The sequence below is a fragment of the Sphingomonas sp. Leaf28 genome (genome assembly GCF_001421685.1).
In the GTDB taxonomy this organism is placed as follows: Bacteria; Pseudomonadota; Alphaproteobacteria; order Sphingomonadales; family Sphingomonadaceae; genus Sphingomonas; species Sphingomonas aurantiaca.
Genome location: NZ_LMKX01000001.1, coordinates 987,059 through 1,004,915 on the forward strand (window position 1 = coordinate 987,059; position 17,857 = coordinate 1,004,915).

The window sequence follows — 17,857 nt, forward strand, 5'->3', positions numbered from 1 at the left end:
GCATCTTTTTGCAACGGCTCGCCGTCGCGCTTATGTAGCGCGCATGGATCAGACCGATTTTCAGCTCGGGCCAGAGATGGCCGCAAAGCGCATCGTCGTGGCGATGTCCGGTGGCGTCGACAGCTCGGTCGTCGCCGCGCTCGCGCATGCCACCGGCGCCGAGACGATCGGCGTGACGTTGCAGCTCTACGACCATGGCGAGGCGATCGGGCGCGCGGGCTCTTGCTGTGCGGGGCGCGATATCCGCGATGCGCGCGCGGTATGCGACCGGCTCGGGATCGCGCATTACGTATTCGACCATGAGACGAGTTTCCGCGAGCAGGTGGTCGACAAGTTCGCTGACGAATATCTCGCGGGGCGTACGCCGATCCCGTGCGTCCAGTGCAACATGGGGCCCAAGTTCACCGACCTGCTGAAGCTGGCGCGCGATCTGGGTGCGGATTGCCTCGCGACGGGGCATTATGTCCGGCGGGTCGAGGGGGCGAACGGCGCCGAACTGCACCGCGGTGCCGATCCGGCGCGCGATCAGAGCTATTTCCTGTTCGCGACGACGCAGACGCAGCTCGATTATCTGCGTTTTCCGCTGGGTGGCCTGCCCAAGGCGCGCGTGCGCGAGATCGCCGCCGAACTGGGGCTCGGCGTCGCGGCCAAGCCCGACAGCCAGGATATCTGCTTCGTGCCCGATGGCGATTATGCCGGGCTGGTGAAGAAGCTGCGGCCCGAGGCGGCGGAGACTGCGGGCGATATCGTCGATCTGCGTGGCGCGAAGCTGGGCGAGCATCGCGGGCTGATCCACTTCACCGTCGGCCAGCGACGCGGGCTCGAGATTGGCGGCAGTCCCGAGCCGCTCTACGTCGTGCGCGTCGAGCCCGAGACGAAGCGGGTCGTCGTGGGGCCTCGGCGCGCGCTCGCGGTCGAGGCGGCGCGGATGACCGATATCAACTGGCTTGGCGGCGACTTTACCGGGCCGCTGACCGCCAAGGTGCGGTCGATGGCGAAGCCCGTTCCCGCGCGCCTGATCGACAACCGCGTGGTGTTCGACGCGCCCGAATATGGCGTCGCGCCGGGCCAAGCCGCGGTGCTATATGCGGGCGAGCGCGTGCTCGGCGGCGGCTGGATCGCGGAGACCGAGGCGGCACTCGCCGCCGCCTGACGCGTTGGGGCGGCATGGATATCGAAGATCTCCGCCGCCAGATGGAAGCCGCCGCCGCTGCGATGGATTTCGAAACGGCCAGTCGGTTGCGCGACCAGATCAGCGTGCTGCGCGGTGGTGGCGATGTGGCCGACACCGCCGGGCTGACCCGCCAGCAGCCTGGGGCGATGGGGCTCGGGACGAGCCAGCAGCGCATGACGCCGCCGCCGGGCTGGGTGAAGCCAAAGAAGCCCGACCCGATGACGAAGGGGCGGAAGCGGTAGGAACCCGAAAGGGTCGACGTCCCCACCCTCACCGCATCGTCATCCCAGCAAAAGCTGGGATATCATCGTGAGGCTACCGTCATCTGCCCCGCATGAAACCCCAGCTTTCGCTGGGGTGACGGTTTGTTTTGGGGCCCCCCCTTTCCGCTTCACGGCAGCAGGAACGTGCCCTCGATCGTCGTCACGCACGAGCCGCCCAACACCACCCGGTCGCCTTCGAGCCGGCAGGTCAGCTTCCCGCCACGCGCGCTCGCCTGATAGGCGGTGAAGCTGTTGCCCAGCGTCTTCGCCCAATAGGGCACCATCACCGCGTGCGCCGCGCCGGTCACCGGATCCTCGTTGATCGCATAATAGGGCGTGAAGACGCGGCTGACGATGTCGGTCGCCTGCCCCCGCGCCGCGACGATCGCGACGATCGGGAACGCCGCCAGCGCGGCAAAGTCGGGCTTCAGGTCGCGGACCACGCCCTCGTTCTCGACGATTACGAGCGCATAGCCCTTGTCGTGCCACAAGGTCTCGACGGGCGACTCGATGTTGAGCGCCGCGACGATTTCCGGGATCGCCTTCGGACTTGGCCCCCATGCCGGCAGCTCGAGCGTGTAGCCGCTGCCTGCACGCGCGACCTCGAGCATCCCCGCCTGTCGCGTCCGGAACCGGACCCGGTTGAGCGCGGTATCCGACGACAGCACGAAATGGCCGCTCGCCAGCGTCGCATGGCCGCACAACGCGACCTCGGCACCGGGCGTGAACCAGCGCAGGTCGAAATCGACGCCCTCTTCGTCCGACGCGACGATGAACGCCGTCTCGCTCAGGTTGTTCTCCTGCGCGATGTTCAGCAGCACCGCGTCGTCGAGCCACGCCGCGAGCGGCATGACCGCGGCCTGGTTGCCGCCGAACGGCGTGTCGGCGAACGCATCGATCTGCGCGAACGGTATTCTCATAGACGTTTCCCAAACCAGTGCGGCGTCACGTCCGCCTCGACCAGCGGATTGTCGGTGTCGACATGGCCCTCGGGATCGAGGTGGATCAGAACCTCGACCTTGGGGAAGGCGGTGCGCAGGTTGCGCTCGACTGCCTCGACGATGTCGTGCGCCGCGCCGACGGTCAGGTCGCGCGCGACCTCCATGTGGAACTGCGCGAACTCGTGGCTGCCGGAGCGACGCGTGCGGAAATCGTGGATGCCGCGGATGCCGGGCTGGCGCGCGGCGACGTCGAGGAACTGCGCGCGCAGATCCTCGGGCCATTCCTTGTCCATCAGCTGGTCGATCGCATTGGACGACGCCGAGAACGCCCCCCAGGCGAGCCATAGCGCGATGACGATGCCGAAGATCGGATCCGCGCCGCTCCAGCCCAGATACTGGTCGAGCACCAGCGCGACGATCACCGAACCGTTGAGCAGCACGTCCGACTGGTAATGGACGTTGTCCGCCAGGATCGCGACCGAGCCGGTCTGGCGGATGATGCGGCGCTGATAGGCGAGCAGGAACACGGTGGCGACGATCGCGATGACCGACACGCCGATGCCGAAATCGGCGCCGGTGGTCGGCTGCGGATCGTTGAACGCGAGGATCGCGCGCCACGCGATGCCCGCGGCCGAGGCGGTGATCAGCATGACCTGGAACAGCGCCGCAAGCGCCTCCGCCTTGCCATGGCCGAAGCGGTGATCATGATCCGCCGGGGTCGCGGCGAGCCGCACGCCGTACAGCGTCACCAGCGATGCGAGGAGGTCGAGCGCGGTATCGGCGAGCGAGCCGAGCATCGCGACCGAGCCGGTCGTCCACGCCGCAAAGCTTTTCAGCAGCAGCAGGAAACACGCCATCGCGACGCTGGCGAGCGCCGCGCGGGTTGCGAGCGGAATGATCCGGCGCCGTTCGTCCTGGGTCATGGGAACAACAGTCCTTCGGTCCAAGTGCCGGTTTCGCGGGTGAACAGGCGCCGCTCATGTAGGCGGTGGGCGCGATCCTGCCAGAGCTCGATGCGATCGGGTGCGATCCGGTACCCGCCCCAATGCGGCGGGCGCGGCACGTCGCCGCCCTCGAACCGCGCCTGCATTTCGGCAAAGCGGTTTTCGAAAGTGTCGCGGCTGTCGAGCGGACGCGATTGGTCGGAGGCCCAGGCACCGAGCTGCGAATCACGCCCGCGCGAGGCGAAGTAGGCGTCCGATTCGGCATCGCTCACCAGGCTGACGCTGCCCTCGATCCGGACCTGCCGGCGCAGCGACTTCCAGTGGAAGAGCAAGGCGGCGTGGCGGTTGACCGTGAGCTCGCCCGCCTTGCGGCTTTCGCGGTTGGTATAGATTACGAAACCATCGGGACCGTGCCCCTTGAGCAGCACCATCCGCACCGACGGGCGCCCATCGGCATCCGCGGTAGCGAGCGCCACCGCGTTGGAATCGTTGATTTCTGTTTCCCGCGCCTCGGCGTACCAGGCGTCGAACAGCGCGATCGGATCTTCGGACATGGCTGCGCCATAGCGAAACTTCGACGCGAGCGAAACCGCGTGAGGGAACGACTCCGACCCGCCGACGATTGACGGTAAATCGAATCGTTTCCTCAACGAAGGAACACCCAGGGTGGCAGCGCGCGCATATTGGCAGGGGCAGATCCGGCTCGCCCTCGTCTCGATCCCGGTCGAGATCTACTCCGCGACCAAGTCCGGCGCGGCGGTGTCGTTCAAGCAGATCCACGAACCATCGGGCCAGCCGATCCATTACGACAAGGTCGTCACCGGCATGGGCCCCGTCGACACCGACGAGATCATGAAGGGCTATGAAGTCTCGAAGGGCGAATATGTCCTGCTCGAGCAGGACGAGATCGACGCGGTAAAGCTCGAATCGAAGAAGACGCTGGAGCTAACGCAGTTCGTCGATGCGAGCGAGATCGACGTGCTCTATTACGAGAAGCCGTATTTCGTGGTGCCCGCCGACGATCTGGCGGAAGAGGCGTTCATCGTGCTGCGCGAGGCGCTGCGGCGGACGAAGAAGGTCGGGCTAGGCCAGCTGGCGATGCGCGGGCGCGAATATGTCGTGAGCCTGAAGCCGTGCGGGCGGGGCATGGTGCTGGAGACGCTCCGCTACGCCGACGAGGTTCACAAGGCGCAAGGCTATTTCCGCGACATTCCCGACGACAAGCCGTCCGAGGAGCTGCTCGAACTTGCCGAGGCGCTGATCACGAAGCGCAGCGGTGACTTTCATCCGCAGGACTTCCACGATCGCTATGTCGACGCGCTGAAGGACCTGATCGAGCGCAAGCGCAAGGCGAAGGGCAAGACGATCATCGACGACAAGGATACCGGCGCGAAGACCGGCTCGAACGTGGTCGACCTGATGGCGGCATTGAAGAAGTCGATGGAGAAGGCCGGCGGGACTGCGGCGGCGGAGAAGAAGGCGCCTGCGAAGAAGGCTCCCGCCAAGACCGCGGCCAAGGCCCCGGCGAAGACCCCCGCCAAGACTCCGGCCAAGAAACGTGCATAGCCCCCTCGCCCCACCCCCCGTCATCCCAGCGAACGCTGGGATCTCCCCGTTACCCGCCACCCCCCTGCCACACGAGATCCCAGCGTTCGCTGGGATGAGGGCACTGGGGGCAGGCCGTGGCTGACGCTCCCGACCCCCTCGCCCTCTACAATGCCAAGCGGGACTTCGCGAAGACCGCGGAACCCGCGGGCACGCTGGCGCCCGGCAACGGCAACAGCTTCATGGTGCAGAAGCACGACGCCACCCGGCTGCACTGGGACTTTCGCCTCGAGATCGACGGCGTGCTCAAGAGCTGGGCGGTCACGCGCGGGCCGAGCCTCGACCCGGGCGAAAAGCGGCTCGCTGTCCGTACCGAGGACCACCCGTTAAGCTACGCCACGTTCGAGGGCTCGATTCCCGCGGGCGAATATGGCGGTGGCACGGTGATGCTGTGGGACCGGGGAACGTGGTCGCCGATCAAGGGAAAATCGGCGAAGGATCTCGACAAGGGCCACCTCCACTTCGTGCTCGAGGGCGAACGGATGAAGGGCGAGTGGCTGCTGATCCGCCTGAAGCCGCGCGCGAAAGAGAAGCGCGAGAACTGGCTGCTGCGCAAGATCGACGACGCGGCGGCGGGCGGGACGGATGTGCTCGTCGAGGAGGCGCTGACGAGCGTTTCGACCGGGCGGACGATGGTCGAGATCGCGGAGGGCAAATCCTCCCCGGCACGGGGAGGGGGACCAGCGAAGCTGGTGGAGGGGGCGGGCCGCAAACGTACCACCCGCCGTAAAGGTGACGCTGGGGGCAGCCCCCCCTCCACCCCCGCGAAACGTCGCGGCGGTCCCCCTCCCCGTGCCGGGGAGGATTTTCAGGAGCTGCAGCTTTGCACCCTCGTCGACGCCGTCCCGACCGGTTCCGCATGGCTGCACGAGGTCAAGTATGACGGTTACCGCGCACTGGTGTCCGTCGCGAACGGCAAGGCCAAGGTGTTCACCCGAAGCGGGCTCGACTGGACTGACAAGTTCGCCGCCATCGCCGAGGCCGCCGCCAAGCTCCCCGTCAAATCCGCGCTGATCGACGGCGAGATCGTTGCGTTCAAAAACGGGCACCCCGATTTCTCGACGCTGAAGGACGCGATCTCGAGCGGCGGCGACATGACGCTGTTCGCGTTCGACCTGCTCGCACTCGACGGCAAGGACCTGACCGGGCTCCCCAACCTTGACCGCAAGACGCGGTTGCAGCCGATCATCCCGGCGGACGAAGACCGGCTGCGCTATTCCGACCACGTCGTCGGCGCGGGCGAGCAACTGTTCGAGACGATGTGCCGCGAGGGGCTGGAAGGCATCGTCTCGAAACGCGCCGACGCGCCGTATCTCGGCAAGCGCACTAAGGCGTGGCTCAAGGTCAAGTGCACGCATCGGCAAGAGTTCGTGATCGTCGGCTGGCTGCCCTCGGACAAGAAACGCGGGTTCAAGTCGCTGCTGCTGGGCGTCCGCGAGGGCAAGGATTATCGTTATGCGGGCAAGGTCGGCACCGGCTTTGACCAGGCGCTGATGGACGACCTGCGCGATCGACTCGACGCGCTCGATCGCAAGACGCCGACGGTCGATGCGCCCAAGGCCGCGGTGCGCGGCGCGAAATGGGTGACGCCGAAACTGGTCGCCGAAATCGCGTTCGCCGAGGTCACGCCCGATGGCGTGCTGCGCCATTCGAGCTTCATCGGGCTGCGCGAGGACAAGGCGGCAAAGGACGTCGTCGCCGAGACCCCTGCCCCGCTACCCGCTGCGGAAGAGAGCGCGGCGCCGGTAACGACCGTCACGGTCAGCAGCCGCGACCGGCTGATCTTCGAAGACTCGGACGTCACCAAGGGCGATCTCGCGGACTATTATGCCGCGGTGTCGGGGATCATGCTGCCGTTCGCCGCCAACCGCCCGATCAGCCTCGTCCGCTGCCCGCAAGGCCGGTCGCGCGCGTGCTTCTTCCAGAAACACGATGCGGGCAGCTTTGGCGATGCGGTCCACAAGGTGCCGATCCGCGAGAAGGACGGATCGACCGAGGATTATCTGTATGTCGACGATGCCGACGGGCTGGTCGCGTGCGTGCAGATGGGGACGATCGAGTTCCATGGCTGGGGCTCGTCGAACGCGACCTTGGAGAAACCCGATCGGCTCGTGTTCGATCTCGATCCGGACGAGGGGCTCGACTTCGGCGATACGAAGACGGCGGCGGAGCATCTGAAGAACCAGTTGGCGGAACTGGGGCTGGTCAGCTTTCCGATGCTGTCGGGGGGCAAGGGCGTGCATGTCGTCGTGCCGCTGACCCCGCAGGCCGAATGGCCGGCGGTGAAGGATTTCGCGGACCGGTTCGCGCGGGCACTGGCGGGCGCCGAGCCGGAGCGCTTCGTCGCGACGATGGCGAAGGCAAAGCGGAAGGGGCGGATCTTCATCGACTGGCTGCGCAACCAGCGCGGCGCGACGGCGGTGATGCCGTATTCGGCGCGAGCCAGAGCGGGCGCGCCGGTGGCGGCGCCGGTCTCGTGGAGCGAGCTGCGCGATATCGAGACGGCGGCGCGCTGGGGTGTTCGGGATAGAGCGGAACTGATCGAGCGGTCGGGGTCACGGGGTCTGGAGGGTTGGGGTGTGGCGGATCAGGTTCTGCCGGATTTGTGAGAGGCCCCTCCCCCATCCACCACCCCGGCGGAGGCCGGGGTCCAGTTGGAAAGGCGGTCGTAACGGAGCGCCATCCTTCATTAGCATCGCTGCCCAATTGGGCCCCGGCCTTCGCCGGGGTGGTGGCCTTGTTTGGGAGCGGTGCTTCGCCACGCTATACTGTTTCAAGGGAACAGGAAGGCGGCGCCCACATGACATTTTATGTTGCGCCGCCGCGTCGAAAGGTGAAACACCGCCGGCTGTATTCAGGGGCTTGAGGCATTGGACATGGCGACGCACTCCGCGCCCCCGCTAGCTACGGCGCCGGCGACCGCGTTCGACGCGGCGGTCCACGCCGACCGCTGGATCGCCGACTATTGCGCGCGTAGCACCAGCGCCGACGTGCTGTGCCCGGCCGCCGATGGCAGCGTCGATCCCGCGTGGCCGGCGATGTTCGCCGAGCTGGCGATGGTCGCCTCGGACGATCTCGGTCATATCCGCGAACGCGTCCAGCGGCACGCGGTCGACATCGGCACGGGCTTTCGCATCGCCGACGAACCCGATGAGCGGCCCTGGCCCGTCTCGCCTGTCCCGCTGCTGATCGAGGCCGGCGAATGGGCGGGTATCGAGCGCGGCGTAATCCAGCGCGCGACGTTGATGGAGACGGTGATCGCCGATCTCTACGGCGAGGGAAAGCTGGTCGCGGACGGCCATATCCCCGCCGCGCTGGTCACCGGCAGCCCGTTCTTCCTGCGGCCGATGGTCGGGCTCGACCCGCCCGGCGGCCGTCATCTTGATTTCATCGCGATCGATCTGGGCCGCGGGCCGACGGGCGAATGGCGCGTGCTCGCCGATCACCTGCGCGCGCCGGCGGGCGCGGGCTATGCGCTGGAGAACCGGATCGCGGTCGGCCGCACGCTTGGCGGGTTGCAGGATCGGCTCAACGTCCAGCGGCACGCGCCGTTCTTCGCCGCGTTCCGCGCGGGGATCGCGGCGATGTGCAAGCGGACCGACCCGCGGATCGGGCTGCTGACGCCCGGCCGGTTCAACCCGAGCTATCCCGAACAGGCGCATCTCGCGCGCTATCTGGGGCTGTTGCTGGTCGAGGGCGCCGATCTCGCCGCGCTCGAGGACAAGGTCTATGTCCGCACGATCGGCGGGCTCAAGCGGATCGATGCGCTGTGGCGGCGGCTCGATCCGCGGCTGCTTGATCCGCTGGCGTTCGACACACATTCGCAGATCGGCGTTCCCGGCCTGATCGACGCCTATGCCGCGGGCAACGTCGTGCTGTCGAACGCACCCGGCTCCGCGGTGCTGGAAGCGCCCGCCTTCTCCGCCTTCCTGCCCAATCTCGCGAAGTCGCTGCTTGGCGAGGAGCTGGTACTGCCCAACATCGCGACCTGGTGGTGCGGGCAGACCGCGGCGAAGGACAGCGTGGAGGCGAATTTCGACCGCCTGCTGATCGGTCCGGCGTTCCATGCGCGCCCGCTCGGCATGACCGGCGGGCCGACCGCGGGCGCCGACATCACCGGCGCCGCGCGCGCGGCGCTTCTGGCCGACATGGCGAACCGGCCGCAGGATTATGTCGGGCAGGAACTGGTCCGGCTCTCGACGATGCCCGTCGTCGTCGGCGATGAACTCGTGCCCCGCCCCTTCACGCTGCGCGTGTTCGCGGCACGCGGTGGCGACGGCGAATGGACCGTGCTGCCCGGCGGCTTCGCGCGGATCGGCGAGCATCCGGACGCGCGCGCCGCGGTGATGGGCGAGGGCATCTGGTCCGCCGATGTCTGCGTCTATGGCGCGGAGCCGGTTGCGCCGGTGTCGCTGCTGACCGCCGCGGATTCGCTGCAGGTGCGCCGCAATCCGGGAACGTTGCCGAGCCGGGTGGCGGACAATTTCTACTGGCTGGGCCGCTATCTCGAGCGCGGCGAGGCGCTGCTCGGCGCGATCCGGGTGATGCTGGGCAATTCGATCGACGTCGATGGCGGCGCGGGGCTGTCGCCGACGACGGTCGGCAAGCTGGTCGGGCTGATCGTCGGCGCAGGCAGCGCGCCGCATCCGCCGAGCTTGCGCCGCGCCGACCTGACCGCGCTCGCGCGGACCGCGATGGAGGACGAGGCGTGGCAGTCGATCCTGACGCTCAACCGGCACGCGCGCGAGATCGGCGAAGGCTCGCGCGATCGGTTGTCGGCGGACATGGTGCGGCTGCTCGAGGCGCCCTTCCCCACGCATCGCGGGATGCTCGAGCGCGCAGGGTCGCTGCAACGCCGCTACGCCGCGATCGCGGGGCTTTCGGCCGAGCATATGGGGCGGACCGCGGCGTGGCGGTTCCACGATCTCGGCCGGCGAGTCGAGCGGGCGATGGCGATGGCGCGCGCGATCCGGTTGTTCGGGATGCCGGGGGCCTCGCCCGACGACCTGTCGGTGCTGCTGGACCTTGCCGACAGCCAGATCAGCTATCGCCAGCGCTATCCGACCGGGATCGCGCGCGTGCCGGTGATCGACCTGGTCGCGCTCGATCCGGGCAATCCGCGGTCGCTGGCCTTCTCGGCGGAGCGGATCGCCGCGCGGCTGGCGGAACTGCCGGTGCTGAGCGACGACGAGATGGCGGAACCGCAACAGGCGCAGGCGACCGGGTTGCAGGCGATCGTGATGACCGCGACCGCGGCGGCGCTGGATGCCGAGACGCTGGGCGATATCGAGCGGCGGCTGGGGGCGGTGTCGGACGCGCTGGCGCGGCGCTATTTCCTGCAGGGTGCCGAGCCGTTGCGGACGAGTGGGCTGACGTTGGCGTGAGGGGGGACGTGAGCGGCGGCGTACTACTCCCTCTCCCCTCCGGGGAGAGGGTCGGGGTGAGGGGCAGCCAAGCCATGCTCCGCCCGGAACAGCCCCTCACCCCAGCCCTCTCCCCGCAGGGGAGAGGGAGCAAGAAGGAGGCAGCCCTCTCACCGATGGGCAGCGGGTTGCGGTCATGATCTACGATATCCGCCACGTCACGACGTTCGATTATGGCGCGAGCGTCAAGTTCGCGCGGTGCAATCTGCGCCTGAAACCGATCGACTGGCCGGGGCAGCACCTCGATTCCTATGCGCTGTCGGTCCACCCCGCCGGCCGGACCAGTACCGCGCGCGCCGAGGCGGGGCTCGCCAACGTCACGCGGCTGGTGGTCGACAGCCCGGTCCGGCACCTGACGATCGAGAGCCGGTCGCGGATGACGGTCGACCGGCTCGTGCCCATCCCCGACGCGAGCGACCCGAATCTGGGCGAGATCGCGGCGATGGCGCGCGCGAGCACCGATCTGTCCGCGGCGAGCCCGGCGAACTACATCTACCCCTCGCCGCTGATTCCGCTCGACCAGGCGATCGCGGACTATTGCGCGATCGATCTCGACCCGTCGCGCGGCGCGCTGGAGGCGGGAATCGCGCTCGCGCGGCGCATCCAGCAGGAGTTCGAGTTCGATGCGGACGCAACGCTCGTCGACACCCCGCCGCACGAGGCGTTCCTGCAACGCAAGGGCGTGTGCCAGGATTTCGCGCAGATCATGATCACGGGCTTGCGGGCGGCGGGGCTGCCTGCGGCCTATGCGTCGGGCTATATCCGGACGATCCCGCCCGAAGGCCAGCCGCGCCTCGTCGGGGCGGATGCGACGCATGCCTGGGTGCTGCTGTGGTGCGGGCCGGTGCGTGGCTGGGTCGGGGTCGATCCGACCAACGGGATCTGGATGGCGAGCGACCATATCGTGATGGCGATCGGGCGCGACTATGCGGAGATCGCGCCGGTTGACGGGGTGGTACTCGGGTCGGGGGCGCAGAACATGGACGTCAGCGTCGATGTCGCTCCGCTGGACGAGGCGCTGACCTAGGTCACCGGGTAACCCGCACTACCCTCGTCATCCCCGCGGAGGCGGGGACCCATATGCTCAAGCGGCTGCGATACGCTCGCAGGCCTGCCAATATGGATCCCCGCCTGCGCGGGAATGACGAAAAAGAGTGTTACTTGTCCTCATGCGGGTTCGGATAGGCGCCGCCGCCGCTCTCGCCGCCCTGCTCCTTGGCCGGCGCGTCGTTGACGCCGTCCTTCTCCTTGGCGCCATCGTCGTTCTTCGGCACGCCCTGCATCGGTTGCTTGTCGGTCATCATCGTTCCTCTCCAAGCATCAAACACCCCGCGCGCAATTGCGTTGCGGACGCCATCGCCCCACATAGATGCGCAAGTTAGAATGGGGACGTAAGTGGCCGATCCGTACAAGACTCTGGGTGTAGCGCGCGACGCGACCGAAGCCGACATCAAGAAGGCGTATCGCAAGCTCGCCAAGGAGCTTCATCCCGATCGCAACAAGGACAATCCGAAGGCGTCGGAAAAGTTCAGCCAGGTGACCAACGCGTACGACCTGCTGAACGACAAGGACAAGCGCGCGCGCTTTGACCGCGGCGAGATCGACGGCGACGGCAACCCGGCCTCGCCGTTCGGGTTCGGCGGCGGTGGCGGCGGGCGCCCGCAGCCCGGCGGCTTTCGCAGCGAAGGCTATGAGGGTGGTGCCGGTGGCCCCGACATGAGCGATATCTTCGAAGGGCTGTTCGGGGGCGGACAGCGGGGCGGCCCCGGCGGCTTTTCGAGCGGGTTCGGCCGCCGCGCGCAACCCAAGGGCGAGAACGTCGCCTATCGCCTGCAAGTGCCGTTCGTCGAGGCCGCGGCGCTGGAGCCGCAGCGCGTGACGCTGTCGGACGGCAAGACGCTCGACCTGAAACTCCCCGCCGGCGTCGAGACGGGCACGCAGATGAAGCTTGCCGGCAAGGGCGAGCAGGGTCCCGGCGGCGCGGGCGATGCGATCCTGACGATCGAGGTCCAGCCGCACAAATTCTTCACGCGCGACGGCGACGACGTCCGGCTGGAGCTGCCGATCACGCTGGCCGAGGCGGTGCTGGGCGGTTCGGTCAAGGCGCCGACGGTCGACAAGCCGGTGATGTTGACGATCCCCAAGGGCACTACCTCGGGCAAGACGCTCCGCCTCAAGGGCAAGGGATTCCACAAGAAAGGCGGCACGCGGGGCGACCAGCTGGTGACGCTGATGATCGACATTCCGGCGAGCGATGCGGCGCTCACCGCGTTCGTCGAAGGCTGGACCGGGCGCGAGGCGGGGAACCCGCGGGGGTCCATGGGCGTCTGAACGCGTTGTGAACGACAGTCCCCTTACGCCCGAAGCGCGCGCGCACCAGCATGGTGGCGCGCGCACCCGTCTCAATCGCGGCATGGCGAAGGTCAAGCCGGGTAGTCGCGCGTTCGAGGTTTTCAAGCGCGCGGCGATCGGCGTGTTCAACGACGGGTTCATCCATGCGGGGAACCTCGCCTATCTCGCACTGATGACGGTGTTTCCGTTCTTCATCGTGGCGGCGGCGATCCTGTCGCTGTTCGGGCAGAGCGTCGAGACGGTGCGCGCGGTCGAATCGTTCCTGAACGTTCTGCCGCCCAATGTCGGCGACCTGTTGCGCAAGCCGATCGCCGACGTGCTCGCCGCGCGAACGGGCTCGCTGCTGTGGCTGGGCGCGCTCGTCGGGTTGTGGACGGTCGGCAGCTTCGTCGAGACGATCCGCGACATCTTCCACCGCGCCTACGGGATCAAGGCGACCGCGCCGTTCTGGAAATCGCGGCTCGGCTCGTCGGCGGTGATCATCCTGTCGGTGGTGATCGCGCTGCTGTCGTTCCTCGTCCAGGGTATCCTGACCGCGGCCGAGCAGTTCATCTACCGGCTGGTCCCCTTCGCGCAGGACGCCGCGGGCTGGGTCGGGCTGTCGCGGCTGATCCCGGGCCTGCTAATGTTCGGCGCGCTGTACCTGCTTTTCTATTCGGTGACGCCGTCGCGCTATCGCTATTCGAAGTGCCGCAAATGGCCGGGTGCGCTGTTCACCACCGCCTGGTGGGTCAGCGCGACCGCGCTCCTGCCGGTGATCCTGTCGCGGCTCGGCGGGTACGACTTAACCTATGGTAGTCTCGCCGGCGTCGTCATCATGCTGTTGTTTTTCTATGTCATCGGGCTCGGCCTGGTATTCGGCGCGCATTTGAACGCAGCACTGGCGGAACCCCTTGAAACCACGCTAGAGCAACCCGCTACGGATATGCAGGTACAGGCGGGAACGGCGTGAACGGTTTGATGGCGGGCAAGCGTGGGTTGATCATGGGTCTGGCGAACGACAAGTCGCTGGCCTGGGGGATCGCCAAGAAGCTGTCCGAGGCGGGCGCTGAGCTTGCGTTCAGCTATCAGGGCGAGACGATGGAAAAGCGCGTTCGCCCGCTAGCCGAGCAATTGGGCGTCGCACGGCTGTTCGATTGCGACGTGTCCGACATGGCCGCGCTCGACGCGACGTTCGACAAGCTGGCGGAAGAGTGGCCGACGATCGACTTCGTCGTCCACGCGATCGGCTTTTCGGACAAGAACGAGCTGCGCGGGCGGTTCGTTGATACCAGCCTCGACAATTTCCTGATGACGATGAACATCTCGGTCTATTCGTTCGTCGCGGTCGCGCAGCGCGCCGCCAAGATGATGACCGAGGGCGGCGCGATGTTGACGCTCAGCTATTACGGCGCCGAGAAGGTCATTCCGCATTACAACGTAATGGGCGTGGCGAAGGCCGCGCTCGAGACGAGCGTGCAGTATCTCGCGGTCGATCTTGGCCGCGACAACATACGCGTCAACGCGATCTCGGCGGGTCCGATCAAGACGCTGGCCGCCAGCGGCATCGGCGACTTCCGCCTGATCCTGAAGTGGAACGAGCTGAACTCGCCGCTCAAGCGCAACGTGACGATCGACGATGTCGGCGGCGCGGGGCTGTACCTGCTGAGCGATCTCGCTTCGGGTGTGACGGGCGAGACCCACCATGTCGACGCCGGCTACAACGTGATCGGCATGAAAGCCGAAGACGCCCCCGACATCGCACTGGCATAGCCCCTCTCCCCCTCCGGGGAGAGGGAGGGGCCCATGCGAAGCATGGGAGGGTGAGGGCAAGGTGAGGCAACACGACGGTACCGAAGCACTGGGCCGAGCACGCCAGTTGCGCCGCGAAGCGACGGAGGCGGAAATCCGGCTATGGCAGAACCTCCGCAGCCGCCGCCTCGCCGACTTCAAGTTCCGCCGTCAGGTCTGGATCGGCCCGTTCATCGCCGATTTCCTCTGCATGGACGCCATGCTCGTCGTCGAGGTAGATGGCAGCCAGCATATCGGTGACGTGGCCTATGACGCCGACAGAACCGCCTACCTCGCGAACAAGGGATATCGTGTGATCCGTGTCTGGAACAACGACGTGATGCAGCGGATGGACGGGGTGCTTGCCGCGATCCTGTCCGCGCTTAGCAGCGTGCCCTCACCCTCCCATGCTTCGCACGGGCCCCTCCCTCTCCCCGTCGGGGAGAGGGCCAAGTGAGCGTCAATACTTTCGGGCGGATGTTCCGGTTTACGACCTGGGGTGAGTCGCACGGGCCGGCGCTGGGCGCGGTGGTCGACGGGTGCCCGCCGGGGATTGCGCTGACCGAGGCCGATATCCAGCCCTGGCTCGACAAGCGCCGCCCTGGCACCTCGCGCTTTACGACACAGCGGCGTGAGCCCGATACCGTCCGCATCCTCTCGGGCGTGTTCGACGGCCGCACCACGGGCACGCCGATCAGCCTGATGATCGAGAATGTCGACCAGCGCTCGAAGGACTATTCGGACGTCGCCAAGGCCTATCGCCCCGGTCACGCCGACTACGCCTATGACGCCAAATACGGTTTTCGCGATTATCGCGGCGGCGGCCGGTCGTCGGCGCGCGAGACCGCGGCGCGCGTCGCCGCCGGTGCGGTCGCGCGGCTCGTCGTGCCGCAGGTGCGCGTGCGCGCCTGGGTCGAGGCAATCGGCGGCGACGCGATCGATCCGGCCAACTTCGACGACGCACAGATCGACCAGAACCCGTTCTTCTGCCCCGATGCCGAGGCTGCATTGCGCTGGGAGGCTTTGGTCGACGCCGCGCGGAAATCGGGGTCGTCGCTCGGCGCGGTGATCGCGTGCGAGGCGACCGGCGTGCCGGCCGGCTGGGGCGCGCCGCTTTATGCCAAGCTCGATTCCGAACTCGCCTCGGCGTGCATGAGCATCAACGCGGTCAAGGGGATCGAGATCGGCGACGGGTTCGCCGCCGCCGCGCTCTCGGGCGAAGCCAATGCCGATCCGATGCGCCCGGGCGCGGATGGCCCCGAATTCCTCGCCAACCATGCGGGCGGAATCGCGGGCGGGATCGCCACCGGCCAGCCGATCCGTCTGCGAGTCGCGTTCAAGCCGACCAGCTCGATCCTCACCCCCGTCGAGACGATCAGCCCGACCGGCGAGGCCGCGACGATCGCCACCAAGGGGCGTCATGATCCGTGCGTCGGTATCCGCGGAGTCCCCGTCGTCGAGGCGATGGTGGCGCTCGTGCTGGCCGATCAGGCGCTGCTCCATCGCGGGCAGTGCGGCTGACCAGGGAACATACACGACGCTGAAGCGCTTGCTCTTCAATAACTTAGGAGAGTGACAATGCGCATTTTGACTTCGATCGCCGCTGCAGCCCTGATCATCCCGGGCGTGGCCATGGCACAGACGAGCACCGGCGGCGCGATGGGCGGTACAATGGGTGGCGGCACGATGGGCGGTACCGCGTCGGGCAGCATGAACGGCGGCATGTCGGGCAGCACCATGGGCCAGACCAAGTCCACGACCACCGGCTCAACCGCAACGACGCGCACGCAGCGTGGCACGAAGGCACGTAGCCGCACGCGTGGCACGACGTCTGGCACCGCCTCGGGCACGATGGGCACCGGCACGACCGGCAGCACGATGTCGGGTACGACCGGCAGCACGATGGGTGCCGACACGATGGGCGGCACGACCGGCACGATGGGCGGCACGATGGGCGGCACCACGGGCACGATGGGCGGTACGACTGGCGGCGCCATGGGCTCGACCACCGGGACCACCGGCACGCCGCGCTAATCACAGCCTCGGCTAACGAATAAGAGGCCGGGCGATCGATCGCCCGGCCTTTTTCATGTCAGTCCGAGAACGGGTCGCGGACGAGGATCGTGTCGGCACGCTGCGGGCTGGTCGACACCAGCGTCACCGGGCAGCGGATCAGCTCCTCGATGCGGCGAATATACTTGATCGCCTGCGCGGGCAGGTCGGCCCAGCTGCGCGCACCGGCCGTGGTCTCCTGCCAGCCTTCCATTGTCTCGTAGATCGGCTCCACAAGCGCCTGATCCGCGGCATGCGCCGGGAAGTAATCGAGCGTCTCGCCGCGCAAGCGGTAGCCGGTGCAGATCGACACGGTCTCGAACCCGTCGAGCACGTCGATCTTGGTTAGCGCGATCCCGGTGATGCCACCGACCGCCGCTGCCTGGCGCACCAGCACCGCGTCGAACCAGCCGCAACGCCGCTTGCGCCCGGTGACGGTGCCGAACTCGTGGCCACGCACGCCGAGGCGCTCGCCGGTCTCGTTCTCGAGCTCAGTCGGGAACGGGCCCGAACCAACGCGCGTCGTATAGGCCTTGGCGATGCCGAGCACGAAACCGACCGCCGCCGGCCCAAGGCCCGACCCGCCGGCAGCAGCACCCGAGATAGTGTTCGACGAAGTCACGAACGGATAGGTGCCATGATCGACGTCGAGCAGTACGCCCTGCGCGCCCTCGAACAGGATCCGCTTGCCCGCCGCGCGCGCGGCATTGAGATCGCGCCACACGGGCTTGGCGAACGGCAGCACGAAGCCGGCAATCTCGCGCAGCTCGGCGATCAGCCGCGCGCGATCGATCGGCGGCTCGCCGAAGCCAGCACGCAGCGCGTCGTGATGCGCGGTCAGGCGATCGAGCTGCGGGCCCAGATCGTCGAGATGCGCCAGGTCGCACACGCGGATCGCACGGCGGCCGACCTTGTCCTCATAGGCCGGGCCGATGCCGCGGCGAGTCGTGCCGATCTTGCCCGCGCCGCTCGCATCCTCGCGCAGACCGTCGAGGTCGCGGTGGAACGGCAAGATCAGCGCGCAGGTATCGGCGATGCGCAGCGTCTCGGGCGTCGCGACGACGCCCTGCGCGCCGAGCCGGGCGATCTCGTCCTTGAGCGCCCAGGGATCGAGCACCACGCCGTTACCGATGAACGACGGCGTACCACGCACGATGCCCGAGGGCAGCAGCGACAGCTTGTACACATTCTCGCCGACGACCAAAGTGTGGCCGGCATTGTGGCCGCCCTGGAACCGCACGACCATGTCGGCCCGCTCTGCGAGCCAGTCGACGATCTTGCCCTTGCCTTCGTCGCCCCATTGCGCGCCGATGACTGCTACGTTGGCCAAACT

General features: G+C 67.6%; 17 protein-coding genes. 12 read left to right on the forward strand and 5 right to left on the reverse strand.

Features of this window, described 5'->3' with window-relative positions; translation table 11 throughout:
• The first annotated feature begins 43 nt into the window (after positions 1–43).
• Both mnmA and ASE79_RS04585 read left to right on the forward strand, forming a co-directional pair.
• The gene (gene mnmA, locus ASE79_RS04580; RefSeq protein ID WP_056412267.1) at positions 44–1,153 is read left to right on the forward strand and encodes a tRNA 2-thiouridine(34) synthase MnmA; all 1,110 of its coding nucleotides are present in this window, start codon (positions 44–46) and stop codon (positions 1,151–1,153) included.
• A gap of 14 nt (positions 1,154–1,167) precedes the next feature.
• A complete protein-coding gene (locus ASE79_RS04585; RefSeq protein ID WP_056412271.1) occupies positions 1,168–1,416 on the forward strand; it encodes a UvrB/UvrC motif-containing protein in 249 nt (82 codons plus the stop codon).
• A gap of 149 nt (positions 1,417–1,565) precedes the next feature.
• Here the strand turns inward: ASE79_RS04585 and ASE79_RS04590 are convergent, their stop codons facing one another.
• Genes ASE79_RS04590 through pdxH form a run of 3 tightly spaced genes read right to left on the reverse strand, consistent with a single transcriptional unit; the run spans position 1,566 to position 3,876 of the window.
• Positions 1,566–2,357 carry a PhzF family phenazine biosynthesis protein gene (locus ASE79_RS04590; protein WP_056412274.1) on the reverse strand — a complete coding sequence of 264 codons (792 nt, stop codon included), beginning with the start codon at positions 2,355–2,357 and terminating at the stop codon, positions 1,566–1,568.
• The gene (locus ASE79_RS04595) at positions 2,354–3,301 is read right to left on the reverse strand and encodes a cation diffusion facilitator family transporter (protein WP_055881558.1); all 948 of its coding nucleotides are present in this window, start codon (positions 3,299–3,301) and stop codon (positions 2,354–2,356) included. Before ASE79_RS04595 ends, ASE79_RS04590 begins: the two co-directional genes overlap by 4 nt.
• Entirely contained in the window at positions 3,298–3,876 is a 579-nt protein-coding gene (gene pdxH / locus ASE79_RS04600) for a pyridoxamine 5'-phosphate oxidase (RefSeq protein ID WP_056412277.1), read from the reverse strand. Before pdxH ends, ASE79_RS04595 begins: the two co-directional genes overlap by 4 nt.
• Before the next feature lie 112 nt (positions 3,877–3,988).
• Between pdxH and ASE79_RS04605 the strand changes: the two genes are divergently transcribed.
• From ASE79_RS04605 to ASE79_RS04620, 4 genes are all read left to right on the forward strand, one after another.
• The gene (locus tag ASE79_RS04605; protein WP_056412280.1) at positions 3,989–4,888 is read left to right on the forward strand and encodes a Ku protein; all 900 of its coding nucleotides are present in this window, start codon (positions 3,989–3,991) and stop codon (positions 4,886–4,888) included.
• Positions 4,889–5,004: 116 nt separating this feature from the next.
• Positions 5,005–7,536, forward strand: a complete 2,532-nt coding sequence (gene ligD, locus ASE79_RS04610; protein WP_056412283.1) for a DNA ligase D — start codon at positions 5,005–5,007, stop codon at positions 7,534–7,536.
• Positions 7,537–7,803: 267 nt separating this feature from the next.
• Complete coding sequence (locus ASE79_RS04615; protein ID WP_056412287.1) at positions 7,804–10,311, forward strand: circularly permuted type 2 ATP-grasp protein; 2,508 nt, start codon at positions 7,804–7,806, stop codon at positions 10,309–10,311.
• 175 nt (positions 10,312–10,486) lie between these two features.
• Entirely contained in the window at positions 10,487–11,377 is an 891-nt protein-coding gene (locus ASE79_RS04620; protein ID WP_056412290.1) for a transglutaminase family protein, read from the forward strand.
• A 130-nt stretch (positions 11,378–11,507) separates the two neighbouring features.
• Here ASE79_RS04620 and ASE79_RS20695 read toward each other — a convergent pair whose 3' ends face one another.
• Positions 11,508–11,651 carry a hypothetical protein gene (locus ASE79_RS20695; protein WP_156359508.1) on the reverse strand — a complete coding sequence of 48 codons (144 nt, stop codon included), beginning with the start codon at positions 11,649–11,651 and terminating at the stop codon, positions 11,508–11,510.
• Between the two features lie 94 nt (positions 11,652–11,745).
• Here ASE79_RS20695 and ASE79_RS04625 point away from each other — a divergent pair, with 94 nt between their 5' ends.
• From ASE79_RS04625 to ASE79_RS04650, 6 genes are all read left to right on the forward strand, one after another.
• Positions 11,746–12,681 (forward strand): DnaJ C-terminal domain-containing protein, encoded by a 936-nt coding sequence (locus tag ASE79_RS04625; protein WP_082445049.1) that lies wholly within the window; start codon positions 11,746–11,748, stop codon positions 12,679–12,681.
• A gap of 82 nt (positions 12,682–12,763) precedes the next feature.
• A complete protein-coding gene (locus ASE79_RS04630; RefSeq protein WP_234422879.1) occupies positions 12,764–13,654 on the forward strand; it encodes a YihY/virulence factor BrkB family protein in 891 nt (296 codons plus the stop codon).
• Positions 13,651–14,454 (forward strand): enoyl-ACP reductase FabI, encoded by an 804-nt coding sequence (gene fabI / locus ASE79_RS04635; protein ID WP_107956678.1) that lies wholly within the window; start codon positions 13,651–13,653, stop codon positions 14,452–14,454. The genes ASE79_RS04630 and fabI overlap by 4 nt, the downstream gene beginning before the upstream one ends.
• 61 nt (positions 14,455–14,515) lie before the next feature.
• The gene (locus ASE79_RS04640) at positions 14,516–14,929 is read left to right on the forward strand and encodes an endonuclease domain-containing protein (RefSeq protein WP_082445050.1); all 414 of its coding nucleotides are present in this window, start codon (positions 14,516–14,518) and stop codon (positions 14,927–14,929) included.
• Positions 14,926–15,993 (forward strand): chorismate synthase, encoded by a 1,068-nt coding sequence (gene aroC, locus ASE79_RS04645; protein WP_056412299.1) that lies wholly within the window; start codon positions 14,926–14,928, stop codon positions 15,991–15,993. Before ASE79_RS04640 ends, aroC begins: the two co-directional genes overlap by 4 nt.
• Positions 15,994–16,050: 57 nt before the next feature.
• Positions 16,051–16,506: a hypothetical protein gene (locus ASE79_RS04650; RefSeq protein WP_082445051.1), complete on the forward strand. Its 456-nt coding sequence runs from the start codon at positions 16,051–16,053 to the stop codon at positions 16,504–16,506.
• Between the two features lie 58 nt (positions 16,507–16,564).
• On the opposite strand, the gene ASE79_RS04655 is transcribed toward ASE79_RS04650, so the two are convergent.
• Complete coding sequence (locus ASE79_RS04655) at positions 16,565–17,854, reverse strand: adenylosuccinate synthase (RefSeq protein ID WP_055881592.1); 1,290 nt, start codon at positions 17,852–17,854, stop codon at positions 16,565–16,567.
• Between the last annotated feature and the right edge of the window lie 3 nt (positions 17,855–17,857).

What these genes read in the sequence shown, in the direction of transcription:
- ASE79_RS04595 (WP_055881558.1), bottom strand. Translation starts at nt 3,301, where the DNA reads ATGACCCAGGACGAACGGCGCCGGATCATTCCGCTCGCAACCCGCGCG.
- ASE79_RS04620 (WP_056412290.1), top strand. Translation starts at nt 10,487, where the DNA reads ATGATCTACGATATCCGCCACGTCACGACGTTCGATTATGGCGCGAGC.
- ASE79_RS04585 (WP_056412271.1), top strand. Translation starts at nt 1,168, where the DNA reads ATGGATATCGAAGATCTCCGCCGCCAGATGGAAGCCGCCGCCGCTGCG.
- pdxH (WP_056412277.1), bottom strand. Translation starts at nt 3,876, where the DNA reads ATGTCCGAAGATCCGATCGCGCTGTTCGACGCCTGGTACGCCGAGGCG.
- ASE79_RS04650 (WP_082445051.1), top strand. Translation starts at nt 16,051, where the DNA reads ATGCGCATTTTGACTTCGATCGCCGCTGCAGCCCTGATCATCCCGGGC.
- ASE79_RS04615 (WP_056412287.1), top strand. Translation starts at nt 7,804, where the DNA reads ATGGCGACGCACTCCGCGCCCCCGCTAGCTACGGCGCCGGCGACCGCG.
- mnmA (WP_056412267.1), top strand. Translation starts at nt 44, where the DNA reads ATGGATCAGACCGATTTTCAGCTCGGGCCAGAGATGGCCGCAAAGCGC.
- ASE79_RS20695 (WP_156359508.1), bottom strand. Translation starts at nt 11,651, where the DNA reads ATGACCGACAAGCAACCGATGCAGGGCGTGCCGAAGAACGACGATGGC.
- ASE79_RS04590 (WP_056412274.1), bottom strand. Translation starts at nt 2,357, where the DNA reads ATGAGAATACCGTTCGCGCAGATCGATGCGTTCGCCGACACGCCGTTC.
- ASE79_RS04630 (WP_234422879.1), top strand. Translation starts at nt 12,764, where the DNA reads ATGGCGAAGGTCAAGCCGGGTAGTCGCGCGTTCGAGGTTTTCAAGCGC.